General features: G+C 51.3%; 30 protein-coding genes. 4 read left to right on the top strand and 26 right to left on the bottom strand.

Translation table 11 applies throughout. The annotated features are described in order from the left end of the window. The first annotated feature begins 2 nt into the window (after positions 1-2). Together AYK82_RS00670 and AYK82_RS00665 are read left to right on the top strand one after the other, a co-directional pair. Positions 3-338, top strand: coding sequence for an L-rhamnose mutarotase (locus AYK82_RS00670; RefSeq protein ID WP_208976343.1), 336 nt, complete (start codon positions 3-5; stop codon positions 336-338). Positions 339-453: 115 nt separating this feature from the next. After that, positions 454-1,266 (top strand): glutamine amidotransferase-related protein, encoded by an 813-nt coding sequence (locus AYK82_RS00665; protein ID WP_082733661.1) that lies wholly within the window; start codon positions 454-456, stop codon positions 1,264-1,266. Between the two features lie 54 nt (positions 1,267-1,320). Here AYK82_RS00665 and AYK82_RS00660 read toward each other — a convergent pair whose 3' ends face one another. The 3 genes from AYK82_RS00660 to AYK82_RS00645 form a co-directional block, all read right to left on the bottom strand. Next, positions 1,321-3,030, bottom strand: a complete 1,710-nt coding sequence (locus AYK82_RS00660) for a methyl-accepting chemotaxis protein (protein ID WP_172795169.1) — start codon at positions 3,028-3,030, stop codon at positions 1,321-1,323. A 222-nt stretch (positions 3,031-3,252) separates the two neighbouring features. Beyond that, complete coding sequence (locus AYK82_RS00655) at positions 3,253-4,164, bottom strand: DMT family transporter (protein WP_068310292.1); 912 nt, start codon at positions 4,162-4,164, stop codon at positions 3,253-3,255. Positions 4,165-4,348: 184 nt separating this feature from the next. Further along, entirely contained in the window at positions 4,349-4,723 is a 375-nt protein-coding gene (locus tag AYK82_RS00645) for an MmcQ/YjbR family DNA-binding protein (RefSeq protein ID WP_068310288.1), read from the bottom strand. Positions 4,724-4,902: 179 nt separating this feature from the next. On the opposite strand from AYK82_RS00645, the gene AYK82_RS00640 reads away from it, so the two are divergent. Together AYK82_RS00640 and AYK82_RS00635 are read left to right on the top strand one after the other, a co-directional pair. Continuing rightward, positions 4,903-5,364 carry a type III secretion system chaperone gene (locus AYK82_RS00640; protein WP_068310286.1) on the top strand — a complete coding sequence of 154 codons (462 nt, stop codon included), beginning with the start codon at positions 4,903-4,905 and terminating at the stop codon, positions 5,362-5,364. 38 nt (positions 5,365-5,402) lie between these two features. Next, the gene (locus AYK82_RS00635) at positions 5,403-6,275 is read left to right on the top strand and encodes a hypothetical protein (RefSeq protein ID WP_068310284.1); all 873 of its coding nucleotides are present in this window, start codon (positions 5,403-5,405) and stop codon (positions 6,273-6,275) included. Positions 6,276-6,307: 32 nt separating this feature from the next. On the opposite strand, the gene sctU is transcribed toward AYK82_RS00635, so the two are convergent. From sctU to AYK82_RS00520, 23 genes are all read right to left on the bottom strand, one after another. Further along, the gene (gene sctU / locus AYK82_RS00630; RefSeq protein WP_068310282.1) at positions 6,308-7,435 is read right to left on the bottom strand and encodes a type III secretion system export apparatus subunit SctU; all 1,128 of its coding nucleotides are present in this window, start codon (positions 7,433-7,435) and stop codon (positions 6,308-6,310) included. Next, a complete protein-coding gene (gene sctT, locus AYK82_RS00625; RefSeq protein WP_068310280.1) occupies positions 7,432-8,274 on the bottom strand; it encodes a type III secretion system export apparatus subunit SctT in 843 nt (280 codons plus the stop codon). The genes sctU and sctT overlap by 4 nt, the downstream gene beginning before the upstream one ends. A gap of 5 nt (positions 8,275-8,279) precedes the next feature. Further along, positions 8,280-8,549, bottom strand: coding sequence for a type III secretion system export apparatus subunit SctS (gene sctS / locus AYK82_RS00620; protein WP_068310278.1), 270 nt, complete (start codon positions 8,547-8,549; stop codon positions 8,280-8,282). Between the two features lie 28 nt (positions 8,550-8,577). Then, positions 8,578-9,222: a type III secretion system export apparatus subunit SctR gene (gene sctR, locus AYK82_RS00615; protein WP_068310276.1), complete on the bottom strand. Its 645-nt coding sequence runs from the start codon at positions 9,220-9,222 to the stop codon at positions 8,578-8,580. Between the two features lie 45 nt (positions 9,223-9,267). Next, positions 9,268-10,299: a FliM/FliN family flagellar motor switch protein gene (locus tag AYK82_RS00610; protein ID WP_068310274.1), complete on the bottom strand. Its 1,032-nt coding sequence runs from the start codon at positions 10,297-10,299 to the stop codon at positions 9,268-9,270. A gap of 14 nt (positions 10,300-10,313) precedes the next feature. Beyond that, the gene (locus AYK82_RS00605; RefSeq protein WP_068310271.1) at positions 10,314-11,066 is read right to left on the bottom strand and encodes a hypothetical protein; all 753 of its coding nucleotides are present in this window, start codon (positions 11,064-11,066) and stop codon (positions 10,314-10,316) included. Further along, positions 11,063-11,542, bottom strand: coding sequence for a type III secretion system stalk subunit SctO (gene sctO, locus AYK82_RS00600; RefSeq protein WP_068310269.1), 480 nt, complete (start codon positions 11,540-11,542; stop codon positions 11,063-11,065). Before sctO ends, AYK82_RS00605 begins: the two co-directional genes overlap by 4 nt. Continuing rightward, positions 11,539-12,882: a type III secretion system ATPase SctN gene (gene sctN / locus AYK82_RS00595; RefSeq protein WP_068310267.1), complete on the bottom strand. Its 1,344-nt coding sequence runs from the start codon at positions 12,880-12,882 to the stop codon at positions 11,539-11,541. The genes sctO and sctN overlap by 4 nt, the downstream gene beginning before the upstream one ends. After that, complete coding sequence (locus AYK82_RS00590) at positions 12,875-13,534, bottom strand: FliH/SctL family protein (RefSeq protein ID WP_068310265.1); 660 nt, start codon at positions 13,532-13,534, stop codon at positions 12,875-12,877. Before AYK82_RS00590 ends, sctN begins: the two co-directional genes overlap by 8 nt. Beyond that, a complete protein-coding gene (locus AYK82_RS00585; protein WP_068310262.1) occupies positions 13,513-14,274 on the bottom strand; it encodes a hypothetical protein in 762 nt (253 codons plus the stop codon). The genes AYK82_RS00590 and AYK82_RS00585 overlap by 22 nt, the downstream gene beginning before the upstream one ends. 3 nt (positions 14,275-14,277) lie before the next feature. Further along, a complete protein-coding gene (sctJ, locus tag AYK82_RS00580; protein ID WP_068310260.1) occupies positions 14,278-15,078 on the bottom strand; it encodes a type III secretion system inner membrane ring lipoprotein SctJ in 801 nt (266 codons plus the stop codon). Between the two features lie 24 nt (positions 15,079-15,102). Further along, positions 15,103-15,579 (bottom strand): type III secretion system inner rod subunit SctI, encoded by a 477-nt coding sequence (sctI, locus tag AYK82_RS00575; RefSeq protein WP_156453222.1) that lies wholly within the window; start codon positions 15,577-15,579, stop codon positions 15,103-15,105. Positions 15,580-15,622: 43 nt separating this feature from the next. After that, entirely contained in the window at positions 15,623-16,030 is a 408-nt protein-coding gene (locus AYK82_RS00570; protein WP_068310256.1) for a tetratricopeptide repeat protein, read from the bottom strand. 184 nt (positions 16,031-16,214) lie between these two features. Next, on the bottom strand, positions 16,215-18,350 hold the full coding sequence (gspD, locus tag AYK82_RS00565; protein WP_068310254.1) for a type II secretion system secretin GspD: 2,136 nt from the start codon (positions 18,348-18,350) through the stop codon (positions 16,215-16,217). A 93-nt stretch (positions 18,351-18,443) separates the two neighbouring features. Further along, a complete protein-coding gene (locus AYK82_RS00560) occupies positions 18,444-19,490 on the bottom strand; it encodes a coiled-coil domain-containing protein (RefSeq protein ID WP_068310252.1) in 1,047 nt (348 codons plus the stop codon). Between the two features lie 257 nt (positions 19,491-19,747). Next, positions 19,748-20,362: a hypothetical protein gene (locus AYK82_RS00555; protein ID WP_068310250.1), complete on the bottom strand. Its 615-nt coding sequence runs from the start codon at positions 20,360-20,362 to the stop codon at positions 19,748-19,750. Positions 20,363-20,377: 15 nt separating this feature from the next. Next, positions 20,378-20,920, bottom strand: coding sequence for a tetratricopeptide repeat protein (locus AYK82_RS00550; RefSeq protein WP_068310248.1), 543 nt, complete (start codon positions 20,918-20,920; stop codon positions 20,378-20,380). Positions 20,921-20,952: 32 nt separating this feature from the next. Next, on the bottom strand, positions 20,953-21,420 hold the full coding sequence (locus AYK82_RS00545) for a hypothetical protein (RefSeq protein ID WP_068310246.1): 468 nt from the start codon (positions 21,418-21,420) through the stop codon (positions 20,953-20,955). Positions 21,421-21,430: 10 nt separating this feature from the next. Further along, positions 21,431-21,910 (bottom strand): type III secretion system chaperone family protein, encoded by a 480-nt coding sequence (locus AYK82_RS00540; protein ID WP_068310244.1) that lies wholly within the window; start codon positions 21,908-21,910, stop codon positions 21,431-21,433. A gap of 65 nt (positions 21,911-21,975) precedes the next feature. Next, positions 21,976-22,962: a hypothetical protein gene (locus AYK82_RS00535; protein ID WP_068310242.1), complete on the bottom strand. Its 987-nt coding sequence runs from the start codon at positions 22,960-22,962 to the stop codon at positions 21,976-21,978. 18 nt (positions 22,963-22,980) lie between these two features. Next, a complete protein-coding gene (gene sctE, locus AYK82_RS00530) occupies positions 22,981-24,177 on the bottom strand; it encodes a type III secretion system translocon subunit SseC family protein (protein WP_068310240.1) in 1,197 nt (398 codons plus the stop codon). A gap of 16 nt (positions 24,178-24,193) precedes the next feature. After that, entirely contained in the window at positions 24,194-24,760 is a 567-nt protein-coding gene (locus AYK82_RS00525; protein ID WP_068310423.1) for a tetratricopeptide repeat protein, read from the bottom strand. Positions 24,761-24,857: 97 nt separating this feature from the next. Continuing rightward, the gene (locus tag AYK82_RS00520) at positions 24,858-25,232 is read right to left on the bottom strand and encodes a hypothetical protein (protein WP_068310238.1); all 375 of its coding nucleotides are present in this window, start codon (positions 25,230-25,232) and stop codon (positions 24,858-24,860) included. Position 25,233: the final 1 nt, after the last annotated feature.

The raw sequence follows: 25,233 nt of genomic DNA, 5'->3' as shown, positions 1-25,233 counted from the left end.
ATATGGCGATACAGCGCATGGGCCGGATTATCGGTATCAAACCAGAAAATATTAGCGAATACAAACGGCTGCATGCGGATGTCTGGCCGCAAGTGCAAGAGCGGCTAAGACAGAGCAACATTACCAATTACTCCATCTACCTGCGTGAGCCGGAAAATCTATTGTTTGCCTACTGGGAATATGTGGGCGATGATTTTGCCGCTGATCGCGCGAAAATGGCCGAGGACAAAGCAACGCAAGAGTGGTGGCTTATATGCAATCCTTTGCAGCAGTCTTTGCCAAGCGCACAGAAAAGCGAATGGTGGGCGCCGATGGAAGAAGTCTTTCATATGGAGTGATTATCTGCAAGGCAAGCTTGCTCGCCCTTGCTTATCGTATCAGCTTGGCTTGACCCGCTTTCCTCCGCTTGCTAACGGCATAACAGCACACATATCAGGCGAGTAAGGGGCACTTATGATAGATAGTCGCGGGGCAACACTGTCTATAGGGATATTGGAGACCGGTACTCCACCTAGTCCGCTTGGCGAACATTTTGGCAGTTATCCGGCGATGATTGAAGACCTGCTGCGACAAGCTGCAAGTGAACATCACGCAACACCGCTTGAATTTGTCAGTTATCCAGTCACGAAAAACGGCTTCCCCAAGCATGCGGAGCAGCATCACGCCTACATCATTACTGGCTCCCGCCACGGCGTTTATGAGCACCATGGTTGGATTGAGGAACTGAAACGCTTTGCCATCGATGCCTATAGAAGCGGGGTTGGTCTCATCGGGATCTGCTTTGGGCATCAATTGCTTGCAGAAGCCTTTGGCGGCCGTGTTGAACGCTCTGACAAAGGCTGGGGGCTTGGTCAGCATGACTACGCATTTTGCGCTGAACGTGCCTTGCTGAATGCCACAGGCGCGCCGGACGAACTGACCACCCATTTCCGCATCGAGTGCATCCATCAAGACCAAGTCATCACGTTGCCTGAAAAAGCAGTGCGGATCGCGACTTCGCAATTTTGCCCTAACGCTGGCTTCGTCTTGCCTGCTAGCAACTCGAAAAACGAAAATGCGTTTGGTGTCTTAACATTTCAAGGACATCCAGAGTTTTCTAGGGAATACAATCAGGCGCTTTTACAGCTCCGCCGTGACAACGGTATTGCTGCCGAGGTCGTTGATGCGGCACTACAGATACCGCAAAAGCCATTACAACGGCACCTGATCGGTGCTTGGATGCTGCAGTTTATCTTGCACAACACCCAACACCGCCAGCTGCGCTAAGTTACAGTCCTATTTGTAAAGCCGCAGCAGGGGCACCTGCGGCGGCTCATACGTTTATTGCTCTTGCGTTTTCGCGCTCGTTTGCTGTTTCGCTACATCTGCCAAGAAGCTTTCTGTTTCCCCGCGCAACGATTGTAGCTCTTTGGCCAGCCCGTCAGCTGCATCAAGAATTTGCCCAGCAATTTCACTTGTTTGCTCCGCACTGGCAGCAACACCTTGAATATGCCCTGTTGCGGTTTCTGTGCCATGGGCTGAGTCCTGCGAACTACGGCTGATTTCAGCGGTGGCAGATTGCTGCTGTTCAATCGAGCTGCTAATCGCTGTCATGTACTCAACAACTTCATCGATTTCAGCCGCGATCATCTCCAGTGCTTCCGCATTCGCCGTGGTTGTCTCGCTGGAAGATGTTACGTGGCTGCCCAACTCTTCCGCTGCCTTTTCGGTTTGTTCTGCCAATCCCTTGACTTCGCTCGCAACCACGGCGAATCCTGTGCCATGTGTCCCGGCACGAGCAGCCTCGATGGTCGCATTTAGCGCAAGAAGCTTGGTTTTCTCGGCAATATCTCGAATAAAATCGAGGAACCTGCCAATATCTTGTCCTGATTCAGCCAGAGCCAGCGCATTCCCCCTACAATTCTGCGCATTCACCTTTGTTTTGGTCACAACTTGAACTGTTGCCTCTACCTGCCGCCCAATCTCGATGATGGACGCCGCCAATTCTTCCGAGGCAGCCGCTACGTTTTGTACGGAGGAAGCCGCCTTCTCTGCTCCAGCTACTGCGTCTGTTGCAGCTCCAGCGGCATTGCTGGCAAATGAGCTAAACGCATCTGCACTAGATGTCATTTGTGTCGACATGGATCCCAGTTGTCCCAACACAGCATCGGACGTCTCGCGAAACTCGCCAATAAGCTGCTCAACCCGCCGTTGCCGTGACATATTCCGCTCGTAAGTTTCGCGTGCTTCCTCTTCCAAACGCGCTTGCGCAATTGCCCCTTCGCGGAATTTAACCAGCGCCCGTGCGACCTCGCCAACTTGGTCGGAGCGATCAGCACGCGCTGTGTCGAACTCATAGTCATTATGGGAGAGTTTCTCAATGCTGTCGCACAGCCAGTTTACTGTAACTCCGATCCAGCGCGAGGCGACAAAGCCAAGCAGTAATGCCATCACTAAAACTGGCAGGACAACCAGGGCCGGCTTAAACATCACCTCTTCAATCGCGTTATACGCTTCCTGCGCAAGAACACCGGTGCCAATCACCCATCCCCACTCTGGAAAGTACTTTGCGTAACTAAACTTGAGCTGATCTGTTCCATTAGCAACCCAATGGTATTCGGCATCAGTCTCGCCATTCGCGACTGCATCGCGCACCATCTCTCGCAGGTAGTACTTCCCTTGAGAATCCTGATCCTGGCGAATGTCACGGCCTTCCATTACCTTGTTCGTCGGATGCATCACGCCGCGGTAATGATCATCATAGACAAAAACATAATCATCGTCTTGGTAGCGTATCGCGCGCAGCGCCTCTTTGGCCCGCGCTTGTGCATCTTCTTTCGCCATGCGACCGCTTGCAGCTTTTTTGTAATAGCCTTCAACGATAGCCTCAGAAGCGGCAACAATAGAGTGCAGCTCCACCCGCTTGTTATAGATCATCGTTGTGACCAGCAAATAGCTGGAGAAAGCGACTGCACCAACGAGGGTCACCAATAGGACCCCTATGGCGGCGTAGATGCGCGCACGCATCGTCTTAGGTAGGAATTTAGTCATTTTATTCTCTTGGGCACACATTATAGTTTGTGCATGCTACCAAACGACCAACCACCCAATAGCGGGCTTCTACGTAAACCCGCTAATATACGAAAATTTATGCCTCCTTTGCACATAATTACAGCAATTGCCACTTGTTATTACTTTAAAAGGACTTAAATTCCACCAGATTAGGTATACACATGAGTTTCCTCGATTGGTGTCGCCTCGCCAACTTAAGGGTTAACCCGCATGCTTTACAGCCTTCGCGGCGTTCTCCTTTCGGCGCACAACCCCCTCACGATACCAGAGATAGGCACCGCAGCTGATAATAATCGCTGCGCCGAGAAGTGTCGATTGATCGGGGAAATCGCCAAACACAGTGAAACCAGCAACCATAGCCCAAAGCAAGGAGGCATAGTTAAAAGGAGCGACAATGGCTGCAGGCGCTTTGCTGAATGCCTTTGTAACTGCGAACAAACCAATGCCGGAAAGAGCTCCTACTGCGATATGTAGGAGCCATCCGATAAAGTCCGGCTGTTGCCATACAAACGGTAGGTAGCACGTACCGGCAACCGATCCCCAGAGCGCAGTATGAAACAATATAGTTGTCGGGTCGTCATATCTGCTGGCAATTCTTGCAACAATTAGCCCCGCAGAATACACAAGAACAGATGCAAGTGCGATCAACGAACCCAACTCCAGCACGTCTGCGCCCGGCTTCACAATAAACAGCGCCCCGATACAAGCCACCGCAATAGCCGCCCAACGACGCGGTCCAACATACTCCCCCAAAATTGGTACAGAAAGCGCCGTCACAATCATAGGTGCGAGCAAAACCAGAGCATGCATGTTTGCAACTGGAATAAGTGAAAGCGCCATAACCGAGCCAATAGATGTAAGAAAAACAATGCCTGCACGCAGGCCGGTCATTTTAAAATTGTTTGGCCGTAGCAGGCTCGGGATACGACGAAACAGGATTAACGCCATGATAGCAAAAGTAAAAAAGGAACGCGCCCAAGCTACTTGCAGCACCGGATAACTCTGCGAAAGATACTTAACCAGCGTATCAAGTGCCACAAACATCAAAGTTGCAAACAGCATCCAAAGGATACCGGCTTTGACATTGTGCTCTGGAGCCATTTGAACAGACATTACGTGTCCTTGTTTTTTAGCCGCAAAAAACAAATGGCTCGTTACAATAAAAGGCCATTTGTAGTTTTTATTAATCCTGCGGACAGATTGGGGGGAGCGCGGGAAGCTGAGAACCAGCCTGTTATTTATGTAGCCCACATTGTCGCTTATGTCATGCAAAAAGGCACCGTAGAGGCAAGACCTTTCAAGTAGCCGTAGCTGTCAATGAGACCAAGCTCCCTGCGTGTTTTTTGGTGAGCTTTGCTAGGATTTCACGGTGAGCAACGTCAATGTGCCCTTTGAGAATCTCATCAGCAAACCCGTTTGCATTAATTGCTTGGATCCATTTCGCCCGTGCCAGATAGGGCGCAGGCCGATATCCCGCTTCGCCCGCGAGCACCTCATAGAGCATGTGCGAACACTTGAAACTGATAGCGCCGTCCGGTTCACCTTGCTTCGGGCGAGAGTATAGCGCGAAAATTTTCCCGCCAACTTTCCAGACAGACGCCCCACCCCACTGTACAACATGCGTCGTGGCCGCCAAACTTTGACAATACCTGTCAAACTCCTCCAGTGTCATCGTCATCCCCTCTAAACCAAGAGCAAACACGCCAACTCAAAAACCAATCCAGAGTTCGCTGCACCGCAACTATGAATACACAGTTTTATAGTATGGAACTTTCTGTTTCATATGGCACTCCATAAAACCGTCGACTGCGGCATTTTACTCCCAAAGTTGATTTATTGGAGGATGCCCAGTTGCTTGCAAAAAAAATTAAAGAAGCCTGCACACTGCTAAACATTGAGGCTCTTGAGGACCAATCTGGAGCGAACAAACTACGTGTAGAGCTGGACGCGTTTCCGCTGTTCATCGAGTTTGAAGAAGAGCGGCAACACATTTGGGTTAGTGCGCCGCTTTGTCAGTACAGCGATGCTGAAGCCTCTGCTATGGCAAACCTTATCTTGATCTACAACTCCCAAAGCTTCCAAACCGGTGGTATGCGCATGTCACTCTCGGAAGATGGTACGGTCGAGATGACGAATGATGTCGTAGTCGGTGAATGGAACGCCGAGAGAACGGCCCAGTTCCTGATGGTCTTTACCGATATTTCGGTTCATTGGGCCTTGCTTCTTCGCCAGTCTGGCCCGAGCAATGCAGCAGCGAATGCGAATAAAGAGCCTGCGCTAAGCGCCGAACAAATCGCGATTATGCAGGTTTAAGCGACCACTCGCCCAAATTTATTAAAGGAGCCGTATGTATGTGCCCGATCGATTTTAAGGGCCCGGCGCTTCCGCAGGCATCGCATATCTCTGGTGCAACGCCTAGTTCGAATAATGCCAGTTCTTTTGCAACAAGTACCATTCATTCTCAGCTTGAGGTGATCTACCCTCCTGCTGGCACTCACGATTCACGTGTCCAGCAAATCGCTTCAGTGCCGGTACGTTCCGCCAGTTCGCGCCAGGAAAACTGGCAAGTACTTGAAAGCCTTGTGGGGGAAACCTGTCAGAAAGATAAAAAAGCAGCAAAGGACGAGGAGAACCTAAAACACCTGACGCGCCATGCACTTAAGACAAGTGACCCTCTAAGCGGGGGCGCAGCTTGCCCTTCAGCTTTATTTAGAAAAATGAGCTGGCTCGACAACTACAACTTCATAATGACCGGCCAAGCATGCATAAGCCAGATCCAGACGGCCTTACAAAACATGCAATCATGGATATCAGGCCCCACAATTGTGACCCAAAGCTTCGTTCCAGACATCAATTATTCTGAACTCATTGACAATCGTGTCACCTTTGCCCAGCTTGAGGCCGCGTTGCAAAGCACCCGTGTCAAGCTGAATGCAAACGGCGAACCGGAAGACGACGACGGCCTGAACCCTGAAGATGATATCGCCTACCAGCGAGACAAGATGCATTTGCGTGTATCGACAATCCAGCATCATGCTGCAGAGTTGAAAACGGATGGTAGTGGCGAAATCAAAAAAATGGCAAAGGAAGGCAAGGGACCCACGAAAGAAGCATCAGCCCATACCATAGCAGCGGGACTGATTTCTTCAACGACACACGCGGTTCCTAATGGCCAAAGTGTCAACCCACCAAACAGCAATAAGCTCGAAACCACTGAGGCCTAACAGTTTTGGTGGCCTTCCCTCTCCCATGTCAGCTAATGCTGTGTGGGAGAGTTTTGCTTTTCACGCTCAAGGTCTATAACACCGCGATCCAGCGGGCCATTATAAAGTTTCTCTTTATTGTGATCTATCCAAACCAGGATTTCCGCAACAGCCGCAAAAAGGTCCTGCGGCACCATTTCATCAATATCAGTTTCCGCATGTAAAAGCCGTGCAAGGCGTACATTTGCAAAGACTGGGACACCAGCTTCCTCAGCCGCCGCGCGCATCTTTAATGCCATCAGGTCGATCCCTTTAGCCGTTACTGTTGGGAGGGATCCTTCGCCCGGCTCATAGAAGATTGCGACCGCATAGTGAGTCGGGTTGACCACCACTGCACTCGACTTTTTAGTCTTTTGTACATTGTCGCCCATCAAAATCTCTTGGGAAACGCGTCGTCGCTCGCCTTTAATCTCCGGACTGCCTTCAGATTCTTTATGCTCCCGTTTTATCTCGTCCTTCGACATCATCAGGCTTTTAGTGTGGCTATGCTTTTCGTAGATAAAGTCGATAATGGCCACACCAATAAACGCGACAAACGAGATCGCCAGTATGAGCTTGATGATGTTGGCACTCAGATTTGTCATACATGGCAGGCCACATGCCAGCGAGTTAATGTAGGAGCCGATCGAGTTGGTCACGACAAAGTAAAGCAGTGTGCTTAGCAGGGTAATCTTCAAGATTGATTTCAAGACCTGCACCACCTGCTTCATGGCGAAGATACGCTTAACACCCTCTGCTGGGTTAATTTTGCTAAGCTTGGGCATCACCCCTTCCACGGCCCATAGAAAGCCGAACTGAACAAAATTGCCAAAAATGCCAGCGGCAATCGCCACGCCAATAATTGGAATAATGATGTCTAGAAATCCTTGAAATGCACCCATCACCCCTTCAGCAGCGGCAGGGCCAAACGCAGGGCGTGTTGCAAGTTCCGCCATTTGATCAAGCAAAGCGATCAGGCCATTGAAATTGCTATCCCAAGCTAAAACAACATACGTGATGACCGAGAACAGCGAGATTGTGGTAGTCACCTCGTTACTCTTGCCCACCTGCCCTTTCTCACGTGCATCACGCTCTTTTTTGGGGGTGGGGAGTTCGGTCTTTTCGCCTGACTCACCACTCACGGCATGTTCCCCGCATCTATTTTCTCCAAGATATGCTCGGAGCTACCAAATATCTGTAGGAGTTCCAGAATGTTGCTTTGCAGCGAGGGCAAATGATCTGCTGCCATAGGCAACATGAAGGTGAGATAGAAGGTAAACAAGATCGCTGCGATGCCACTTTTAATCGGCATTGCGAGCACAAACACCTGTATTTGTGGATCAAAGCGCGAGATTATGGCCAGTGCGAATTCCGAGAGGAACATTAACACCACCAGCGGAGCTGCCAGCACAAACATCAACCGCATGGCATTATCAACGATGCCAAGAATAAACTCGGGGAACCGCTCGGAAATCGGCGGAATAAACGCGCTAATGGGCAATACTTGATAGGAGTGATAGACCAGCCCAAGAATAAAGAAGAAGCCCGGGGTCAAAAACAGATAGAGCACAAAGGCGCGGCCAAACAGATCCCCCATCGGCGAGCTTTCATTGCCAAGCATTGGGTCCACACTCGAGGCAACGGCAGCACCGCGTTGGTTATCGATTAGTGAACCTGCTGCTTGCACAGCCCAAAGCAATGAAGAAATCAAAAAGCCAATCAAAAAGCCGATGGCGTACTCCTTCAAGAAATACATCGCAAAAGTTGTACCATCAAGCTCTAGAGCGCCAGCTTGCTGAATGGTCATAGGAAACAACGGCATTGCAATCATTATGAGCAAGCCGTTGCGCGCCATCCGCGACATTAACGAGGTATTCAGCAACTGCGCCGTTGAAAAAACCGCATAGATCCGTGGCATTGTCAGCAACATCGCCAACAGCGCCTCCCGATATGTTCCCGTCAATTCCTGCAGAATACCCATATTTGCTAACGCACCATGTTGGGGAACTCGTCAAACAGAGTTTGCGTAAAATTGAAAGCTTCGGCTCCAAGAAAAGATGACATCATAGACAAGGTTACGGTCACAGCTATCAGTTTGATACCGAACTGGATGGTTTGCTCCTGCATCTGGGTCAACGCTTGCAGCAGCGAAACCAACAGACCAACAAGCGAAGCAACAATAATCGGTGGTAGCGACAGCATCATCACAAGGATCATAGCCTCGGAGATACGATAGACAGCATCTTCTGGTGACATAGCGGTTCCTTCTGTCCTCTGTCTTCCGTTAGACGTAGGTCTTTATCAAGCCAAGGATCAGGCGTGACCACCCATCCACGGCAACAAAGAGGAAGAGCTTGAATGGCAAGGAAATTGTCAGCGGCGACACCATCATCATACCCATTGCCAGCAGGATATTGGAGACCACAAGGTCAATGGCGAGAAAAGGCAGATAGAGAAGGAAGCCAATCTCGAAGGCTTCCCGCAATTGTGACACGGTGTAGGCCGGTAACAATATCGCAATGCTATTCTCATCTACCTTGGCGGACACACTCTCAGGCCAAAGCTGACGTGAGGCCTCTAGGAAGAAAACCTTCTCCTTATCATCGGCATGGCGCTTCAAGAACTCTTCAAAGGGGCCTTTGGCCGCAATGAATGTCTCCTTCATCTCCTCTACGCTGGAGAGTGAGAAGTTTCCTTGCTCGACGATCTCATAGGTCTGCAGAAACACTGGCAGCATGATGTAGCCAGAAAGAATAATTGCGAGCGCATTTAGTGCCATATTGGGCGGAATTTGCTGAACGCCTAAGGCGTTACGCACGAGAAGCAATACCACAGAGAGCTTGATAAATGACGTTGCAACCACCGCAATAAACGGGATCAACGCAACCACCACAAGGACGAGAAGCAGGGAAAAAGGATCAGTTGTCATAGGAGGCTACGAGACAGGTTCTCTATAAGTGTACTTTGGGCGGGCCTATTGGCAGATCTCAGCAATGCGCAGGGCAAGACGATCACCAATTTCGACAAAATTCCCGCTGGCTATTTTCTTGCCTGCGGCGCGGACGATTACCGGCGTTTTGTCACTTAGCTCTGGAATTGGCAAGTCAATCAACGCACCAGCCTGCCAGCTTTCCAACTGCGCAAGGCTCACCTCGACACGCCCGATTTCTAAACTCAGCGTGACAGGCAAGCTGCCAATATCGATGCGCTCTGCCGCGCCTCCGGCGCTTTCTTCTTGTTGCTCTTCAGACATAGTTCCTGCATCTTCTATTTTCTCACAGCCCCACCCTTGCTCAACACGCAGAAGGTGGTGTCGGCTATGCCTCGCCTCCAGAACGACCCGTTGTCCAAGTGGCTGTGTATCCAAAACGATCAAATCGCCAGCTGCCAACGCGCTGACTTCCGCAGCCAAGAAGCTTAACCGCGCCGCGCTGATAGAAAGCGTTTCTGTTAGTTGCTGGCGCAACTCCTGCCAAACAGGCTGAGCCGCCGGTGCGTAGTTGCGAAGCAGTGCCAAGAGCGCTTGAATACTACCACCAAGCGCAAGGGCGATCGGAGCATCGCCATTTCTGGCCAATTGAACGCTGAGCCATGTAAGCTTTTCTTGTGGGTTGTTTGCTTCTACTTCGTGTAGCGGCCTTGCCTGATCTGCGACCTGCAAATTGCTGAGATGCGCTGCACTCATTGAAAGGCATTTGCTGCGTACACCTGCCAGCAATGCATCCCGCAATGCTGGGTCAAGTAGCTTCAATTGGGCAAAATCAAGATCGACGCTATGGCTCTGAGCAAAGGGATAGTCGATCACGCAAAGCAAAAGCTCGTGCTGCTGCCCATCAGCTGCACGTCCAGACAAGGTGAACGTAAAATCATCAGCCGCGGGCCGGTCCCCTTGCGCAAAAGCAAAGCTATGCGCCTCATCCAAGGCTATTGCCGAACCGGCATAACTGAGCGCCGCATTCCAAAACGCCAAAGGTTCAGCATGCTTTTGATAGCCAAGATCCGTCATTCCAACCCTTCAGGTTAACTCTGGCGCTGCGCAAACACAGCACTCAAGCTGGAAAGGCCCTCATCAACCGCTGTGACGAGTTGTTCGCCCTCTGCGGCTTGCTTTTCCAGCACTCTAATTTTCTTCTCGGGGAATCGGCTTTGAAGCGCGCCAATTAGGCTTTGCGCTGCTGATTGCAGTTGCGCCGGATTAACTTCATCAGCTGCGCAAGTCAGCACAACCGACAGGCCTGTCGGCGAACTCAGCAAGGTTAAACCTGTGATGCCAAAACGGCTTTGCTCGAATGACAGTTCAAGCCCTTTCCCGCCAGACTTATCTGCTGCCACCTCTGCGCGGATTGTTTGTTCGATCTGCGTCGCGATCGCAGCCATCGTTTTATCGACGCGTGCTTGCGCTTCACCTTGTCGAGAGGCCACCACCAACTCGATAGGGGAGCTCAGGGGAGATGCGCGCATCTCTGCGGGATCCGTAGCCGCGAGCAAACGCGCACCAGCCAAGTCCAGCAGGTCGCCTTCCCCTTGGCCTTGCTCTTCACTGCCCTCACCTGAAAACCCTCCAGCATCCCCGTTTCCTTGTGCGCGGCCAACCTTGGCAGCTTGCATCTCCAGCGTAAACGCATCCAATGCATAGCCGTCGCCGCCATGCGATGTGCGCGCATTGCCATGTTTATTGGAAGAAACCTGCCCTTCGCTGCGGCGCTCTTTATTTTGCAAGGGGGTTTGTTCTCGGCGCATGTCCGGCTGTTGTGGTGCCTGCGGAATCCTCATAGAGTATCTTGCCTTCGCCCGGAAAACTGCTCTTCAACCTCTTGCTCCTCGCTTGCCTCTGCGGCCAGCAGCGATTGAGCAATCAAATCCTCGGAGATTTTCCCATACTTGTCGCGCACCCTGAGTGCTTTTTGATACTCAACGCGCGCTTCCTCGACATTTTTCCGGGTTTTGTCGACCACATAGGCAGCACGTTCAGCCGCATCCTCAAGCCGCTTGACTTCAGCCTCCAAAAGACGGGCCTTTTCCTTCACCTCCTCCAGTTTTTCAGAGGAAATGATTTGCCGCAACACTTCGCGAAACAGGGCGTCCTGTCGCTCTGGCAATTGAACACGCTCTTTTTGTGCAATCTGTTGCTTTTCTCTTAGCGCTTTTTCTGCAAGTTCCAGCTTTGCGCGCTCGTCATTTAGTGCCCGCAGGGCCTTTTGCTCTTTCAGGGTTTTGACCAGATGCAGTTTCTTGATTTGCGCGATCAAGCCAATGCCACCTTAAGCTTCTCAAGAGCTTCATCATAGCCATCAAACTCATCTGTGCGCTGTTTCAAGAAGTCGGTAATCGGTTTCTTCTTGGCAATCGCTCTGTCCGCCTCTGCGTCCGCACCTTTTTGATACTCACCAATCTGAACGAGTAGTTCGACTTCATCATATTTCGCCAGTAGGTTGTTGGTCTCGCCTGCGAGTTCACGATGCTCCGGTGTTGTAACTGCATTCATGACACGGCTTTTCGAAACGAGAACATCAATTGCCGGATAATGGTTGGCGGCACCCAACTTGCGTGACAAAACGATATGCCCATCAAGAATAGAGCGCGTTTCATCGGCAACTGGCTCGTTCATGTCATCGCCTTCCATCAACACCGTATAAAACGCGGTGATCGACCCCTTGTCATTCATGCCAGCCCGCTCCATCAAACGAGGTAAAGTGGCAAAAACTGAAGGTGGGAAGCCACGACGGGTCGGTGGCTCGCCAACAGCAAGGCCAATTTCGCGCTGCGCTCTGGCAAAGCGGGTAACCGAATCCATCAGCAGTAAAACGCGCTTACCCTGATCGCGGAAGTACTCGGCAATAGAAGTGGCAACAAATGCCGCTTTGGCGCGTTCTAGCGAGCTTTTATCCGACGTCGCAACCACAACAACGGATTTCTTCATTCCCTCTGGGCCCAGATCATGCTCAATAAACTCGCGCACCTCTCGGCCACGCTCGCCGATGAGGGCCAGTACTGTAACATCAACAGCAGCCCCTTTCACCAGCATCGCCATTAGCGTCGACTTACCGCCACCAGCCGCCGCAAAGATGCCCATGCGTTGCCCCTCACCCGTGGTCAGGAGCGTATCAATTGCACGCACGCCCATTGGCAATGGTTTATCAATGATCTGGCGTTTCATCGGGTCCGGTGGATCTTGGTTTACCGGATATTGCGCATGGGCGGTGAAACTCCGATCTGAACCATCAATAAAGTTGCCCATCCCATCAAGCACCCGCCCAAGCAGTTCCGGGCCAACAGCCACTGTTTGCACATGGCCTGTGGGGCGCACCTCGGTATCAGGTCCGATGCCGTACAGTTCGCCGATGGGCGAAAGCAGCGCTTCATCTTCGTGAAATCCCACAACCTCAGCCATCAATGTGCGCCCTGTGGAACGGGTGTACAGCTCTGCTATCTCGCCGATCTCAACAGAGGGAACGACCGCATGCACTAGTGTACCAACGACCTTGCGAACGCGCCCTGTGAGCGGATAGGGCTCGTAATCTGTCGTTGCAGAGACTAGTGCCTTGCCAAAACCGCGTAAATGCCCACGATCTAGTGACCGACTAGTCATAACGCGCCTCGCTCACAGCCGATGCGGCATCGCCACCACCACCTAGTGCAGCGCGTAACGCGTTATCAACCTCTTCAAGGCGCAGTTGTAAATTTCCATCTACCCGACCCACCGCAGCCTCTAGCGTAATGTTTGTGCCACTCAACCCACCATCTTCAACAACCTCAAGCAACTCCACTTGCTTGAAGCCTGCGCTAATCTCTTCCACCATTGCGACTGTTTGCGCATAAAACTCTGGTGCGACATGCAGTTTGACGCGCTTTTCAGCGCGGAGCGTTTTCAGCATCGCGCGCGCCATCAGGCGAAGCTTCTCGACATCCGAAAATTCATCAAGAATTCTACGCAGCATCGATACCATCGCAGTCACAATATCATGCTCGATTTCCTGCAACTGCTGATCTAGCGCCGCATGCTCTTGGACCATGCGCTGCGCAGCTTCCTGCTCTGCCAACTGCCGCCCGTCTGCATATCCTCGCTGCTTTTGATCTGCAAACACTTGCCCTGCCTCAGCGATAATCCTATCCGCCTCGGCTTGCGCTTGCGCGATGATGTGCTCCGCCGTTTCTAACGGGGTAAGTTCTGCAGCTTTGAGAATATGCACGCCGGCCTCCAGCTGCACTCCCATTTCCTTTAGGCGATATAGCTTTGCCATTCAGGCACCCTCCGCAGCAAGAACTGTGTAAACTGCTGTTGTTGTGTCGCATCAAACTGCACCGCCAGCTCCCGAAGCTCATCAGCTTGCTCTTTCCCAAAACGCAAACTAATTAAAGGCACTAACGCAGGGTCAACACTTTGTATGAAGCCCAAAAGGGCACTTGCACCAACTTTGTTCAGGGCCTGCAATGCTGCATCTTCATCTTCGCCGCAAATCAGCATGAAGGCTCTTTGCTGCCAGTCAGCCTCCATTGCCAACGCCGGAAAGAAAAACGCCAATTCGCGCAGGGCAAGATCAAATACATTCTCGCCAAACAACGCCAGAAGTCGCGCTCTTTGTTGCTTGAGCAACACAGCCGAAATCCGCTTCTGAAAACTTGCGATCGCGCTCAACCTGCAGAGCTCTGCGAACGCCTCTCGCGGTTGGCTTGCAATCAACATCGAAACAAGTCGCGCGGGAAGTTCGCTAGGATCCACATTTTCGCTTTGTAATAGGGCAGGACGTAGTTTTGACAGCCCCAGCTCAGCCGAAATTAGCCTTTGCAGAGGCACAGCAAACTCTGGGTCACCGGACAGGCTGTGCAGAGCTTCGAGCGGCAGCTCCCCTGCCTGTAAATTGTGATCATGCACAAAGCTCATGGGGCGTGATACCCGCCCCGCGAACAAGGCAAGTGCCTGCCACGCTCTGTTTGTCCCTTCGCCTTGTGTCAAGGCTGGTGCTGACGCGGTACCCACCATGACTTATGCTAGTTCTTCAGAAAGAGGCTCTTCGCCTTGCGCTTGCTCTGCTTGTTTGCCACGCACGCCCATCACTTTGATAACTAGGAAGATCACCGCACCAATGAGCACAAGCAAAAGCACGCCGACGCCGATAATCAGCTGCCAGAAAACGGCGCTGTCCCCTTGCGAAACACGTAGACCCGGAATGACGCTAACCATCTGGCTGTTCTGTGCCTTTGGGCGACCAAGATCACGCGCAGGCACAAGTGCAACCGACACATTGGCGTACTCAACCCCTTCAATCGCATTGCTGGCCAGACGCTTGATTTGCGGGATCAGAAACTCGATGTCGAATTCTGGGCGGTGCTTAATGAAAATTGCCGCAGATGAGGGCTTGATCTCCTCACCCAGTTCGGCCTTCTCTGGCAAAACAATGTGAACACGCGCAGAAACGATGCCATCAATCTCGGTGATCGTTGCTGCAACTTCCTCACTCAAGGCATAAACAAAACGGATTCTCTCCTCGAATGGGGAAGAGATGATCCCGGACTTCTGGAAAACTTTCCCAAGCGTGTCCCTTGTTCTTTTGGGCAAGCCATTGGCATTCAATACAGTTACCGCCTGCTGCAAGTCAGCCTCATCCACCTGCAGTGTAACAAGCCCATCTCCAGCGCTTACCTTAGATGCAGAAATGCCGTTTTCCAGCAACAAAGAGAGCATCGTATTGGCCTCTTGTTCTGTTAGTTTTGTATAAAGATCAGTCTTACAGGCGGTAAGGGCAAACAGCATTAATACTGCGACAAGCACACGGCGGAAGTTCATCGGATTTCTTATCATTTGTCGTTGTTATCGCATTAAAGTATCGAGGCTTTGTACGGCTTTCCCGGCAATCTTGGAGCTGACATCCACGAGCAAGGAGTAGTTTGCGACCTCAATTTGCATATTTACGAGGCGATCCATTTTGTTCGTCATATCGCTTTCTGCCAGCTCGGTAATACGCTGGGTGCTGCTGGAGAACACTCCCCGTAACTTGGAAAGACCATCAATAACGAAGTTGCTGTCATCACTGGCGAGCGTTGCATTGACGATACGCGCAGAACCGGTACTGTGGGCAGAGTTAACGCTTGCAACTTCGGTTGCGCTGTCCACGCGTACTTCGCCGCCAACAATCTGCCCAGAAACCGGTGCAGCTTGTGCTGCATTGCCCATAGCGCTTCGAAACGCATCTTCCAATTCAGCTTGACGGCCACCAGAAAGTGAAGCGCCCTGCCCACCTTGTTGCAGGCCTGAGGCAATCTGAGAAGTAACAGTTGGGTCCAACACGGCTGCTATCCTTACATACTAATCGATCTTGAGCAGGCTCAATCTAGCGACGGGTAATCATCGCACTAACCGGATTTGCCAATTCCTTGGCACTTTCCAAAGCATCGGCCGCGATTACAGCGCAAACGCTGCCTTTGTCGTGTTCACAAATTTCGCGCAGAATTTCCTCGGCCTGCTCGCGCTCCCCCTTTCGCAGTAGCGCAAGTCCCTTGTATGTTTGGATGGTGTCACTCGGCGGCGCCTGTTCCAGCAGCTTTAACGCCTCGTCAACATCGCCTTTGACCATTGCAACCAAACTGAGACCAAGCAAACCTGCCTCACTTTCTGGCCGCATCACCAAGAATGCTTCAAAAATCGCTTGTGCCTGCTCAGAACGCCCGTAGGACACCGCGATAAAGCCAATTTCAGCGAGTGTTCTTACCATTTCGCCAGAGAAGTCGCTCTCCTGCATTCCCGTTTCCTTGCTGCCCCTGAAATGAAGCGGCCCGCCTTAAGCGTCGCTTCCATTGTTTGAGGTGTATGCCACTGCCAGCGGCTAAGGTGTGCCAAAAAGCGCAGCACCTTCAATTTTAGTGAAATTCAATGCGGTTGCAGTTGTTGCAGCGGCGCATGCCAAGGGCGCCGCCGCCAACTCTCTAGAAGCTGCTCAGCTCGCGGCGCAAAGTATCCGTTATCGACTGTAATTCAGACTGCTTGCGAACCACCCGCGGCGTAATCATAACCAGAAGCTCTGTTCTGGTCCCTTTCGTTTCAGTAGAGTCGTTAAACAGCTCGCCAAACAACGGGATTTTCCGCAGTACAGGAACACCAGACTCAGATTCCTCTTGCTTCTCCTGAATAAGGCCACCAAGCAAAATGGTGCGGCCGCTTTCCACCACAATCTCCGAGTTTATGGTTCTTGTTGAGATAGTCGGCGTCAAATTAGACTTAGCGGAGCCAATCTGTGCAGCAACATTGCTCACCTGCTGCTCAATCTTCATAAGCACGGAGTTGTTTGAACGGATGTTCGGCTCAACCTGCAGCACAATGCCGGTATCTTTGATATCAACACTATTGGTTACAGTAGTTGCGCCATTGCTTGTATTGCTTTGGAAGCCCGTTGCAAATGGCACCTGATCACCAATGACAAGCCGCGCCTTTTTCCCATCAATCACAGTCAGGTAGGGCGAAGAGATAACCTTGAGATTGGTCACCTTTTCGAGGGCTTGCAGCACTACATCTACCCCGCCTGTGTTGAGAGAGAAAGCACCCGTACCTTTTTTAACAGCATCAGTCGCAACTGTACCGCTCCCCAATGCAAAACTGCCCTTGCTCAAGTACCACTGAACACCATAGGCGAGCGTCTCATTGATCGTTACCTCTGCAATGGTCGCCTCAATGACAACCTGAGACAGAGGACGGTCCAGCGCCCGAACTACCTCTTGAACATGCTTAAAGTCTTTGTAAGTCGACTTTACAAGCAAGGCATTGTTTCGTGTATCCGCCACAAACGTTATGGGGGTCGTCGCAGCATTCACATTGGCAGACTTAAACGGCTGATCGGATAGCTTGTCGGCATCACCCTTTTTCACATCGCCCTTACCCTTGTCACCAGCACCATTTACAGCGGTTTCTTTTACATTTGCATTGCCAGAGCCGATAGAGCCGCCGGTGATTTCAGAAAGCTGTTGCGCCACGTCTTGCGCAGGCAGGTATTGGAGCGAGATGACGCGCAGCTTTGTGCTATCCGTCAAACTGTAGTCCACCTCGTTAACGATGCGGCGGATCCGGTCAAGCATACTCTTGCTTTCCACTGCAACCAACAAAGATTCTTGCTCTTCAAGAGGTACAATGGTGAACGGCAGTTTGGTCTTATTCGGATAGAGTTTTTGGAAAAACTCGCTGACCTTGGCAGTCACCTGCACTGCCGAGCTTTGCTGCAAGCGAAGAATCGACACGATTTTGCTGTCTGAACCGCGATTGTACAAATTGCCAACCAGCTCTTCAGCGGCACTGATATCTTCAGGTCTTGCACGCAGTGCGATTTTGTCCGTCCCGGCAATCGGCATGGCCGAGGCGCCTGCGGGCAATATGGCCCTTAGCACTTCAGCGGCCTGCTCAGGTGTAGCGGATCGTATTGGTAACACGCGGAGTTTCAAATCTCCTGCGGCACCAAAACCTGCATTGCTTTCAATCTTTGCAATAGTTTCCGGGCGACCAACATGAAAGATATTGTCGATCAACTTTAGGATGTAACCGTTACGGCCTAGCATAACACGCACAAGGGAAAGCAGCTGATCACGCTCAATAGGTTTCTCGGTTTTAAAGGTAACGGTCCCTTGTAGCGGCTCATCAATTACATAGTTGACCTGCAAAATGCCGCCAAGTGTTTGTTCTACGAAGTACTCGAGGGTTTCACCTTTAAAATTAAACTGAATATCTTCGTTTGCACGCTTTTGTGCCTCACCGCCTGCGACCCCAATTTCTATTGTATTTGCCGCATTTATAGAGAGATCCGCAATGATTTGCTTTGCCTCGGAATTGCTGAGGTAAAATGCTGTCCCGGGGCGTCCTCGCGTTGAATCTTCCCCGTTAACCCAAGAAAGATTAATTGGTTTGGCGTGCTCGCCACGAGACTCGCTAGCAAGCCGAGCGACGACGCTCAGCGTGTCATCACCGTTTGCTTGCAAGGCTTCCCCAACAGGGTCCTTAAAGTCCGCCTGATTGTGAACCCCGCCGCACGCCACTAGAAACAGGCAGGCAGCGGTTATACAAATTATTCTACGCAGCATTATCAGGGTGTCGCACCAAGTTTTATCCCGGGTTTTAACGCATTTCACTCTGGCAGGCGCACCCACCAGAGCCGGGAGTTTTTTTGTTGTTATTTAACCGTTACCGAGATGCAAGCGCACGCGCCCACCCGAAAGGGTATCATTAAAAGAGCCGACACTATCACCTGCCTGAGAGACCCCCAAACCAATTGCACTTGTCAGGGCATCCATAAGTTTTGAAGCGGCAGCACCGTTCGCAAGCGCCGATTGCAAGGCTGGGGCTTCCAAGTTCGAAAGAGCCGCCAAATCTACGCCGCGTTCGGCATAATACGCGTTCAGCTCCTTATCCTCGATGATCTCTCGAACTTCCCGGCGAACCTGCTGGCGCTCGTCAAGCTCGGGTTTCGCTTGCAAAAGCTGCTCTCCAATCTTTGTAGATTGGTTTAGCTTTTCTTCTCCAGCATCAACCTTTTGCTCTTCCTCATTGACTTCACTTGCAATCAACAACAATACGGTGCGCACCAGCGTTTGCGCACTAAAGCTCGTATCAAGCTCTGCCTGCTGCGCTTCTAAAGCATCCTTCTTCGTCTTAAGTGTGGCTTCCGTATCCTCAATCTCGCTCTCTTTGGCGGCGATTGCATCCGTCAACCTTTTTACTTCAGCTGGATCCTTAACCAAAATTGGTTTCTCACCCTTTTTGGCTTTCCCGTTGTCGTGGTCCAGCGGCAAATCCTTTAGCTCGGTTTTAAGATCAGACAAATCTTTCTTCTGATCCTTCAACGTCTCTTCGGTCTTGCTAACGCCATCGTTCGTCTTGTTGACCTTGGTTTGCAGATCAGTATGGCGCTGCAATTCGGCGAAGAGAGCCTGCCGCGCTGATCGCGCCTTTGCATTTGCCGCGCTCACTTTGTTTTCATTTAGCTGGGTTTGGAGGCTTTCAAACTCGGCCAAGACCTGCCCTACAGCAACTTCAATGTTCCCCGCATCTGCAGGGGCTTGCAAACCAAATGCAGCGGAGACACCTGATGACAGCAGCTCACTCACACTTGGCAGCTCTGACACAGACTTCGCTTTGCTCTGCACCGCAGGCTGCAAAGGCGCGATAACAGGATCAAGCGCAACACCAGAAGTTTTTGAGTCGACTGTAGAAATGGCAACCATGACATATTCCTAAGTTCATTTTACGAGAGTTAAGCGGATTCCCATAAGCGCTGTTGTGTCATTAGGCACAGCCTTCCAGAGTCATGATCGACATATGTCGCTCTAGCTTTTGCTGATATGGTTTTTTAGGAATTCAAAGAAATTACCGAACTACCTACCCTTTTGATAAATCGCAGGGATCGCATGACTGCGCTTGAAGGCTTGTTTGACCGGACCCGGCTATTTGACAGGCGCACCAAAGCCAAGTTGCAGCTTCATTATTGACAGGAGTCTTCATCCGTTACGGCGGACTGAATAGCTTGCATCACAGCAGTGCTTAATAATAAAAAGGCCTGCCCGTATCCTGCGTAAGTGCCTACGCTTTTCTCTTTTGGCAAGCGTAGGTAAAGTTGCTGCATCATAAGGTGTTTGCGCTGCAGGTCTGCCAGCACATCTTGAACAGCTCGTTGTCCCGCAACATTTTGCTGTGCAGAAGGGAGACGTCTCCCCAACCCAGAGAAGCCTTGCTGCCAACTGTGCCCGAGCGGTAACGTATATCCGGCCCGTGTATTGAGATAGAGGCGATCCTGTTCTCTCAGCTTCCGTTGTATTCCAGAGAGTGCGCCAGCCGTTTCTGTGCTTTCCTTATGCGCTTCACCCGCAAGAGGTGTGCTGTTCGCTATTACGGAACCTGATGAAGAAACAGGTCGGCCATATTGAAGCGCAGCCTGCCGTAGAACAGAACTATGTCTTTGTTCGTCTTTGTAAATTAGCTGCACTTCAGCCGGCGGCATATGCCCTACAAGCGGGACACTGACCTGCTCGTCATTTTCCGAATTTGTTACAGAGGCATCGGCAATCGGTAAATGAAAAAAACCGGATACTGCAATCATTGAGCTGTATCCCTGTTATATATCCTGCTGCTGTGTCTTAGCAGCTAGTTCGAGACGTTTTGCGAACTCAATTTCAGCGGGTTCACGCACCGGCTTGAGCAGCCTTAACCTTTGGTTCAACGCCGCCTGCGCGTCAGCAGGCCGCCGTTGCCATAGAAAGTACTCCGCAAGCCGCAAATAGATTGCAGGATTATCTGGATCTAGTTTTGCCGCCTTCCTCAATGCGGCCTCAACCAGTTCACTGCCATTTGGCCACTGCTCGCTACTCAGAGCAAGGCCTAGCCAGTGATCTGCGTTTTGCGGGTTCATAAGGCAAAGCGCTTGAAACAATTGCGCCGCTTCATCCTGCCTTCCAAGATGCAGGGCTTGATAAGCAAACTTGTAGATAATGCTCTGCATTCTGTCGGAAAGGCCTAGTGCAGCGCCTGCACCGTCTCCGGTAACAGTCATTTCCAGAAAGCGCTTTGCACTGACTATATTGCTGCCACCAAGTACAACAAAGGCAGTTTCCAATGCCTGATCAAACTCGGCAGCTCTTTGCTTGACTTCTGTTTCCACTAGGCTCTTCCCCCCGCTTTGTCGATCAGTTGTTAGACTGCTGAAAGGCCAGAAAGTAACTTTTGCGCCGCCATAGCGATATCGGCCTGCTTGGCCGCTTTTGCCAATTCCACCGCATCGGCAAGGTCTTCTTTTGCCTCGGCAAGATGACCCAGCGCAATTGCCGCTGCACCGGAAAAGTAAAAGCCGCGCGGATCTTGCGGAGCAAGTACCATTCCTGCCGCCGCGGCCCGCATGGTCAGTTCATACTGCTGAGACTGCAATGCACAGTTTGCCAAGCCCAACTGAGTTTCCGGTTCTTGCGGTGAGAGCAAGATCAAACCGCAGTAGATTTGCAACGCACGCTCCACACGGCCTGCGTCGAGTTGACTTTTCGCAAGCATCAGTCCCGCTTTAACATCATTGCTGTGCAGACCTAGCTCTTTTAACAGACCTTCCTGTGCAAATTTGACGAGCGTATCATCCAGCTCAGCTGCCGGTGTAGGAGAAGTGTTTTGCATTTTTTTCTTTCTAAAGCTGGAATACGATAGCGTTATCAACTTCGAGCTGAGGCGAAGGCGCGGGCCGCGAGCCTACAGGAATTTCTGTCGCCAAAAGCAGGGGCCTGTAGACATCCGCCGCTAGAAACAAATCCTCAATCCGCTCTTTCAGTTCGGCCTGATTAAAGCCGCGATTAGATATTTTGAGTTGGACGCTTGTTTGCTTCGACGCCAGTTCCACCAGCTCACATACAACCGTGTAAATTGGCAGTGTGGCGAGGTTGGTCTCGAGTAAGCGTCTTGCCTGTTCGTTTCGTACAGCAGCGTTTTTACTCAACTGGCCAATGGCTGTGACAACATCGATGCCACGACCGTCCGGCGCCTCTTTAATCCTCACAGGAACACCGTCCACCTCAAGCTCAAAAGCACCACCTTCCACAGGTGCAGGATCCCCAAGGCCCAACTCTTGCCAAAGCGAGGAAATAAGCTTCTTAAATCCGCTTTCAAACACAATGCTCTCCAGTGCTAGGGTGTTGTTTTTGCGGCGGGCCTCAAGGCCCGCCTAACCTGGTGAGGCTATGTTCGGGTAAACGCGGTCATTTTTTCGTTTTGAATCTCGCGTGCTTCTTTCAAGAACTGCACTATCGAGCGAATGATATCATCGACAGCTTTTTGAATGCCTTCGGCAGCATCACTCTCTTTGCGCACTTCTTCTGCATTGGCCGCAAGTTCCTGAGACATTGCTTCGTCCAGCTTCGCATTGGCTTGCGTCAAGGCACTTGCTGCGTTTGAACCAGTAGAGCCCAATTGACCAAGAACACTGCCAATGGCACCCTGAGTTGTCGCCATACTTGAATGGTAGGCAGCTTTACTCTTAAATGCATCAGCAGATGTCATACTGTGATTAAACTTCGGTGTCATGCCGATCTTGTCGAACTCGTTGGAGAGCTTCGCCTGAAAACTTTCCATTTTCCCAGAAGTCATTGCATTCTTTGAAGCCATCAAGCCCTTAGCGGCGCTTTTCATCCCGCCAATCGACATGCCGAGGGAAACGGCTCCGCCAACTACTCCCAAAACGACACTAGCAATCGCCCCTGCACGAGTCTGCTCTGCGGAATCCCGCGTTTTTTCCGCCTGCGCATGCATGCTGTTTTTAATGACTTCACGTGCAGTCAGGCGCGCATCCAGCTCATTCTTATGCTGCGTGCGCGCTGATTTCAGTAGAGCCTCGGCGATAACACGCACAATGTCATCACCTGATCCATAGGAAGACAATTCACCGGCCAACACCGTGGAGGCTTGCAAACGATCAAGCACTTCGTCTTGTTGCTGCTCTGTCAGACTGACAGTATTGGCAAAGCTTGGAGACTTAACCAAATCCAAAAAAGCACTGCGCGATTCCGTTGGTAGCTGGGAAAGGCGCTCTTGCACATTGTTTTGGAACGCAATGGCCTTGGATTCAGGCACAGCCAGCGTGCCCTGTTTATTGTAAAAGCTTGGTGGCAGCAGGCTTTGATCAAGTGTTGTCGGTGTTTGCGCAGTTGCGCCAGAGACAGGTCCCATAATAGTTACTCCTAAAAATTATCCAGCAAATTGTGTGCGGCCAAGGGTTTGCGCGCGGTCGTTCATTGCACCGACAGTGGTATCAAGTGCTTGCGCCATCTGCTCGCCTGAGCGCATGAGGATTGAAAGCAACTGATCAATTGCTTGCTGAAGCATCTGCACCAGTGCATCCAAATCAGACGCATCGGCGCGTTTTTCTTTCGCCTCGGCAGAAGCCTTGCTCGCCTCAAATGCCGTCGCAGAGGAACCAATGCCAGTAATGGCGGAACCAACACCAACTCCATATGATGCAAACTGCGTGCCCAACTGAAAAGCCTGCGCATTCTTGCTAAGCTCTTCCATGGCTTTCATACCGAGTTCTTTTGCTAGCGAAGGAAGGTTTTTCAGCGCATTCAAAGCGGCCTTTAACCCAGCCTTGAGCCCCTCTTGCGCAAATGTGGATGCAATCTGCTTCACTGAGCTTCCAATGGCACCAGCAACACCCGGGCCTGCAAAAACTGCGGCGATACCCAGAACAGCCGTTATTCCGGTCATCACATAGCCAAAAATCTGATCGGCTTTTGCAACATCTTCTTCCGAGGCGCCTGACGCGCGCGCGATGTGGCCAGCAATGCCGGTTCCTGTCGCCTCTTTCACCGTCGCATCAACGGCCATAATCATCTGCGCAACACCGGCTGCAATTAGCAGCCCCCCCGCTGCGGCGCCTACGCCTGTTGCGACCATAATTGCGCCAGCAACCATCGAAAGAATGGCACCGAGCCACTGGAACGCCAGCGCAATCTTCTGCCAGATGCTCATATTCTTCTGTTTTTCAGCAGCTTCTTCTTGCTTTTCGATTGCTTTTTCTAGCTTACCTGCCTTTTCCTTCAAGGCTGCTTGCTGTTTCGCTTGTGTTGAAACCACCTTGTTTTTGTCAATGGTCTCTTGGCTCTTCTGCATTTTCTCAAGCGTTGAGGCAACCAGCACCTCAATGTCGCCCATTGGCGCACTGGCTAGGCTGCCATCCAAACTTTGCATACTGCTCGCCAAACGGGCCATATGTTGCGCAAAAACCGCTCCGGTTGCCGTTGGCGTAGCCGCCGCAGCCGCGAGCACACCCGGCTTTGCTTTTTCCACTGGCGCTGCATTATCGCTCTCTGCGACCTCAGCCATTTTCGCCTGCAACACATCGCGTAAACTGCCTGCGGTTGTTGCCCCGCCAATACCCTGTGCCATCTTAGAATTCCTTAGGTTAAATGTCTTTTGTAGCGCTGATCTGGCGACGAGAGGCTTCGATCATGCTTTGCGCATAAGCCCGGTCATCGTACCCTTTGACAGGATCAGTCATCATGTTCAGCGCGCCTTCAAATGCTTCAGCAGCTTCCTTACACTCGCCCGCAGCAAGCAGACACTCGCCCAAACGCAAGTAACCTTGCGGGTTTGTCGCATCCAAAGAAATGAAATAGAGGTACATGCGAGCCGCAACGGCGATATTCCCTTGCGCCTGGAAACAAACACCCAGCCCATAAGTGAACTTCGGCTCTAACGGCGCTATTTGCACCAACATGACAAACAGGCTAAATGCCTGATCAATGTTTCCAACTGAAATCGCACGACGTCCCATCTCGAAAACAGCGTTGAGCTCTTCCTCAGAAATATCGAGCATTTCAGAAACAGAAATGCCTTTTTTCATCAACTGATAGAAACGCTCATCCTTCAGGCCCAATTCATCGAGCGTACCGACCACAATCGGGTCTGCTTCCTGCACAATTGCCTGCAGGTCTTTTTCTGTCATCGGAGGAATATCAATGATCGACATTTTTAATTCTTTCTGTTGCTTCCCAACCTTTATGACCATCCTAGTCATGATTGGAAAACAGCTCTGTGCTGAACAGAACAACAATTTAAAAAGGCGATCATGCACGTGCGAGTTTTGCCCGCCGGCTCCCAAGATAGATATCTATAGCGCGGCGCGCGTGTTCTTCATCCTGCAGGCTATAAAGGCAACGAGCGCGCATGAAATGCCGCATCGTTTGTTCATTTGAACGAACGTAATCACCAAATCGTTCCTGGGGATCTATGCTGTCTAGCTCCTGCAAATGCGATAGAGCCGCTTCATAGTTTTCCTGCAAGAACAGAACGGTCGCATGCGCAAGCACAAGGTCTTTGCTAGCAACCTCCAGTGCGCGCAATCCCTCAACCAATGTAAGTGCTTCGTCGTATTTTCGGTGCTGTGTCCAGATGTAGATATTGAGTAACAAAAAATCGAGTTGACGCTTGCTAACTGCCATT

The organism is Polycladidibacter hongkongensis, assembly GCF_001561995.1.
Classification (GTDB): Bacteria; Pseudomonadota; Alphaproteobacteria; order Rhizobiales; family Stappiaceae; genus Pseudovibrio; species Pseudovibrio hongkongensis.
Note: the sequence above shows the minus strand (reverse complement) of the source record. Positions and strands in the feature narration are given on the sequence as shown.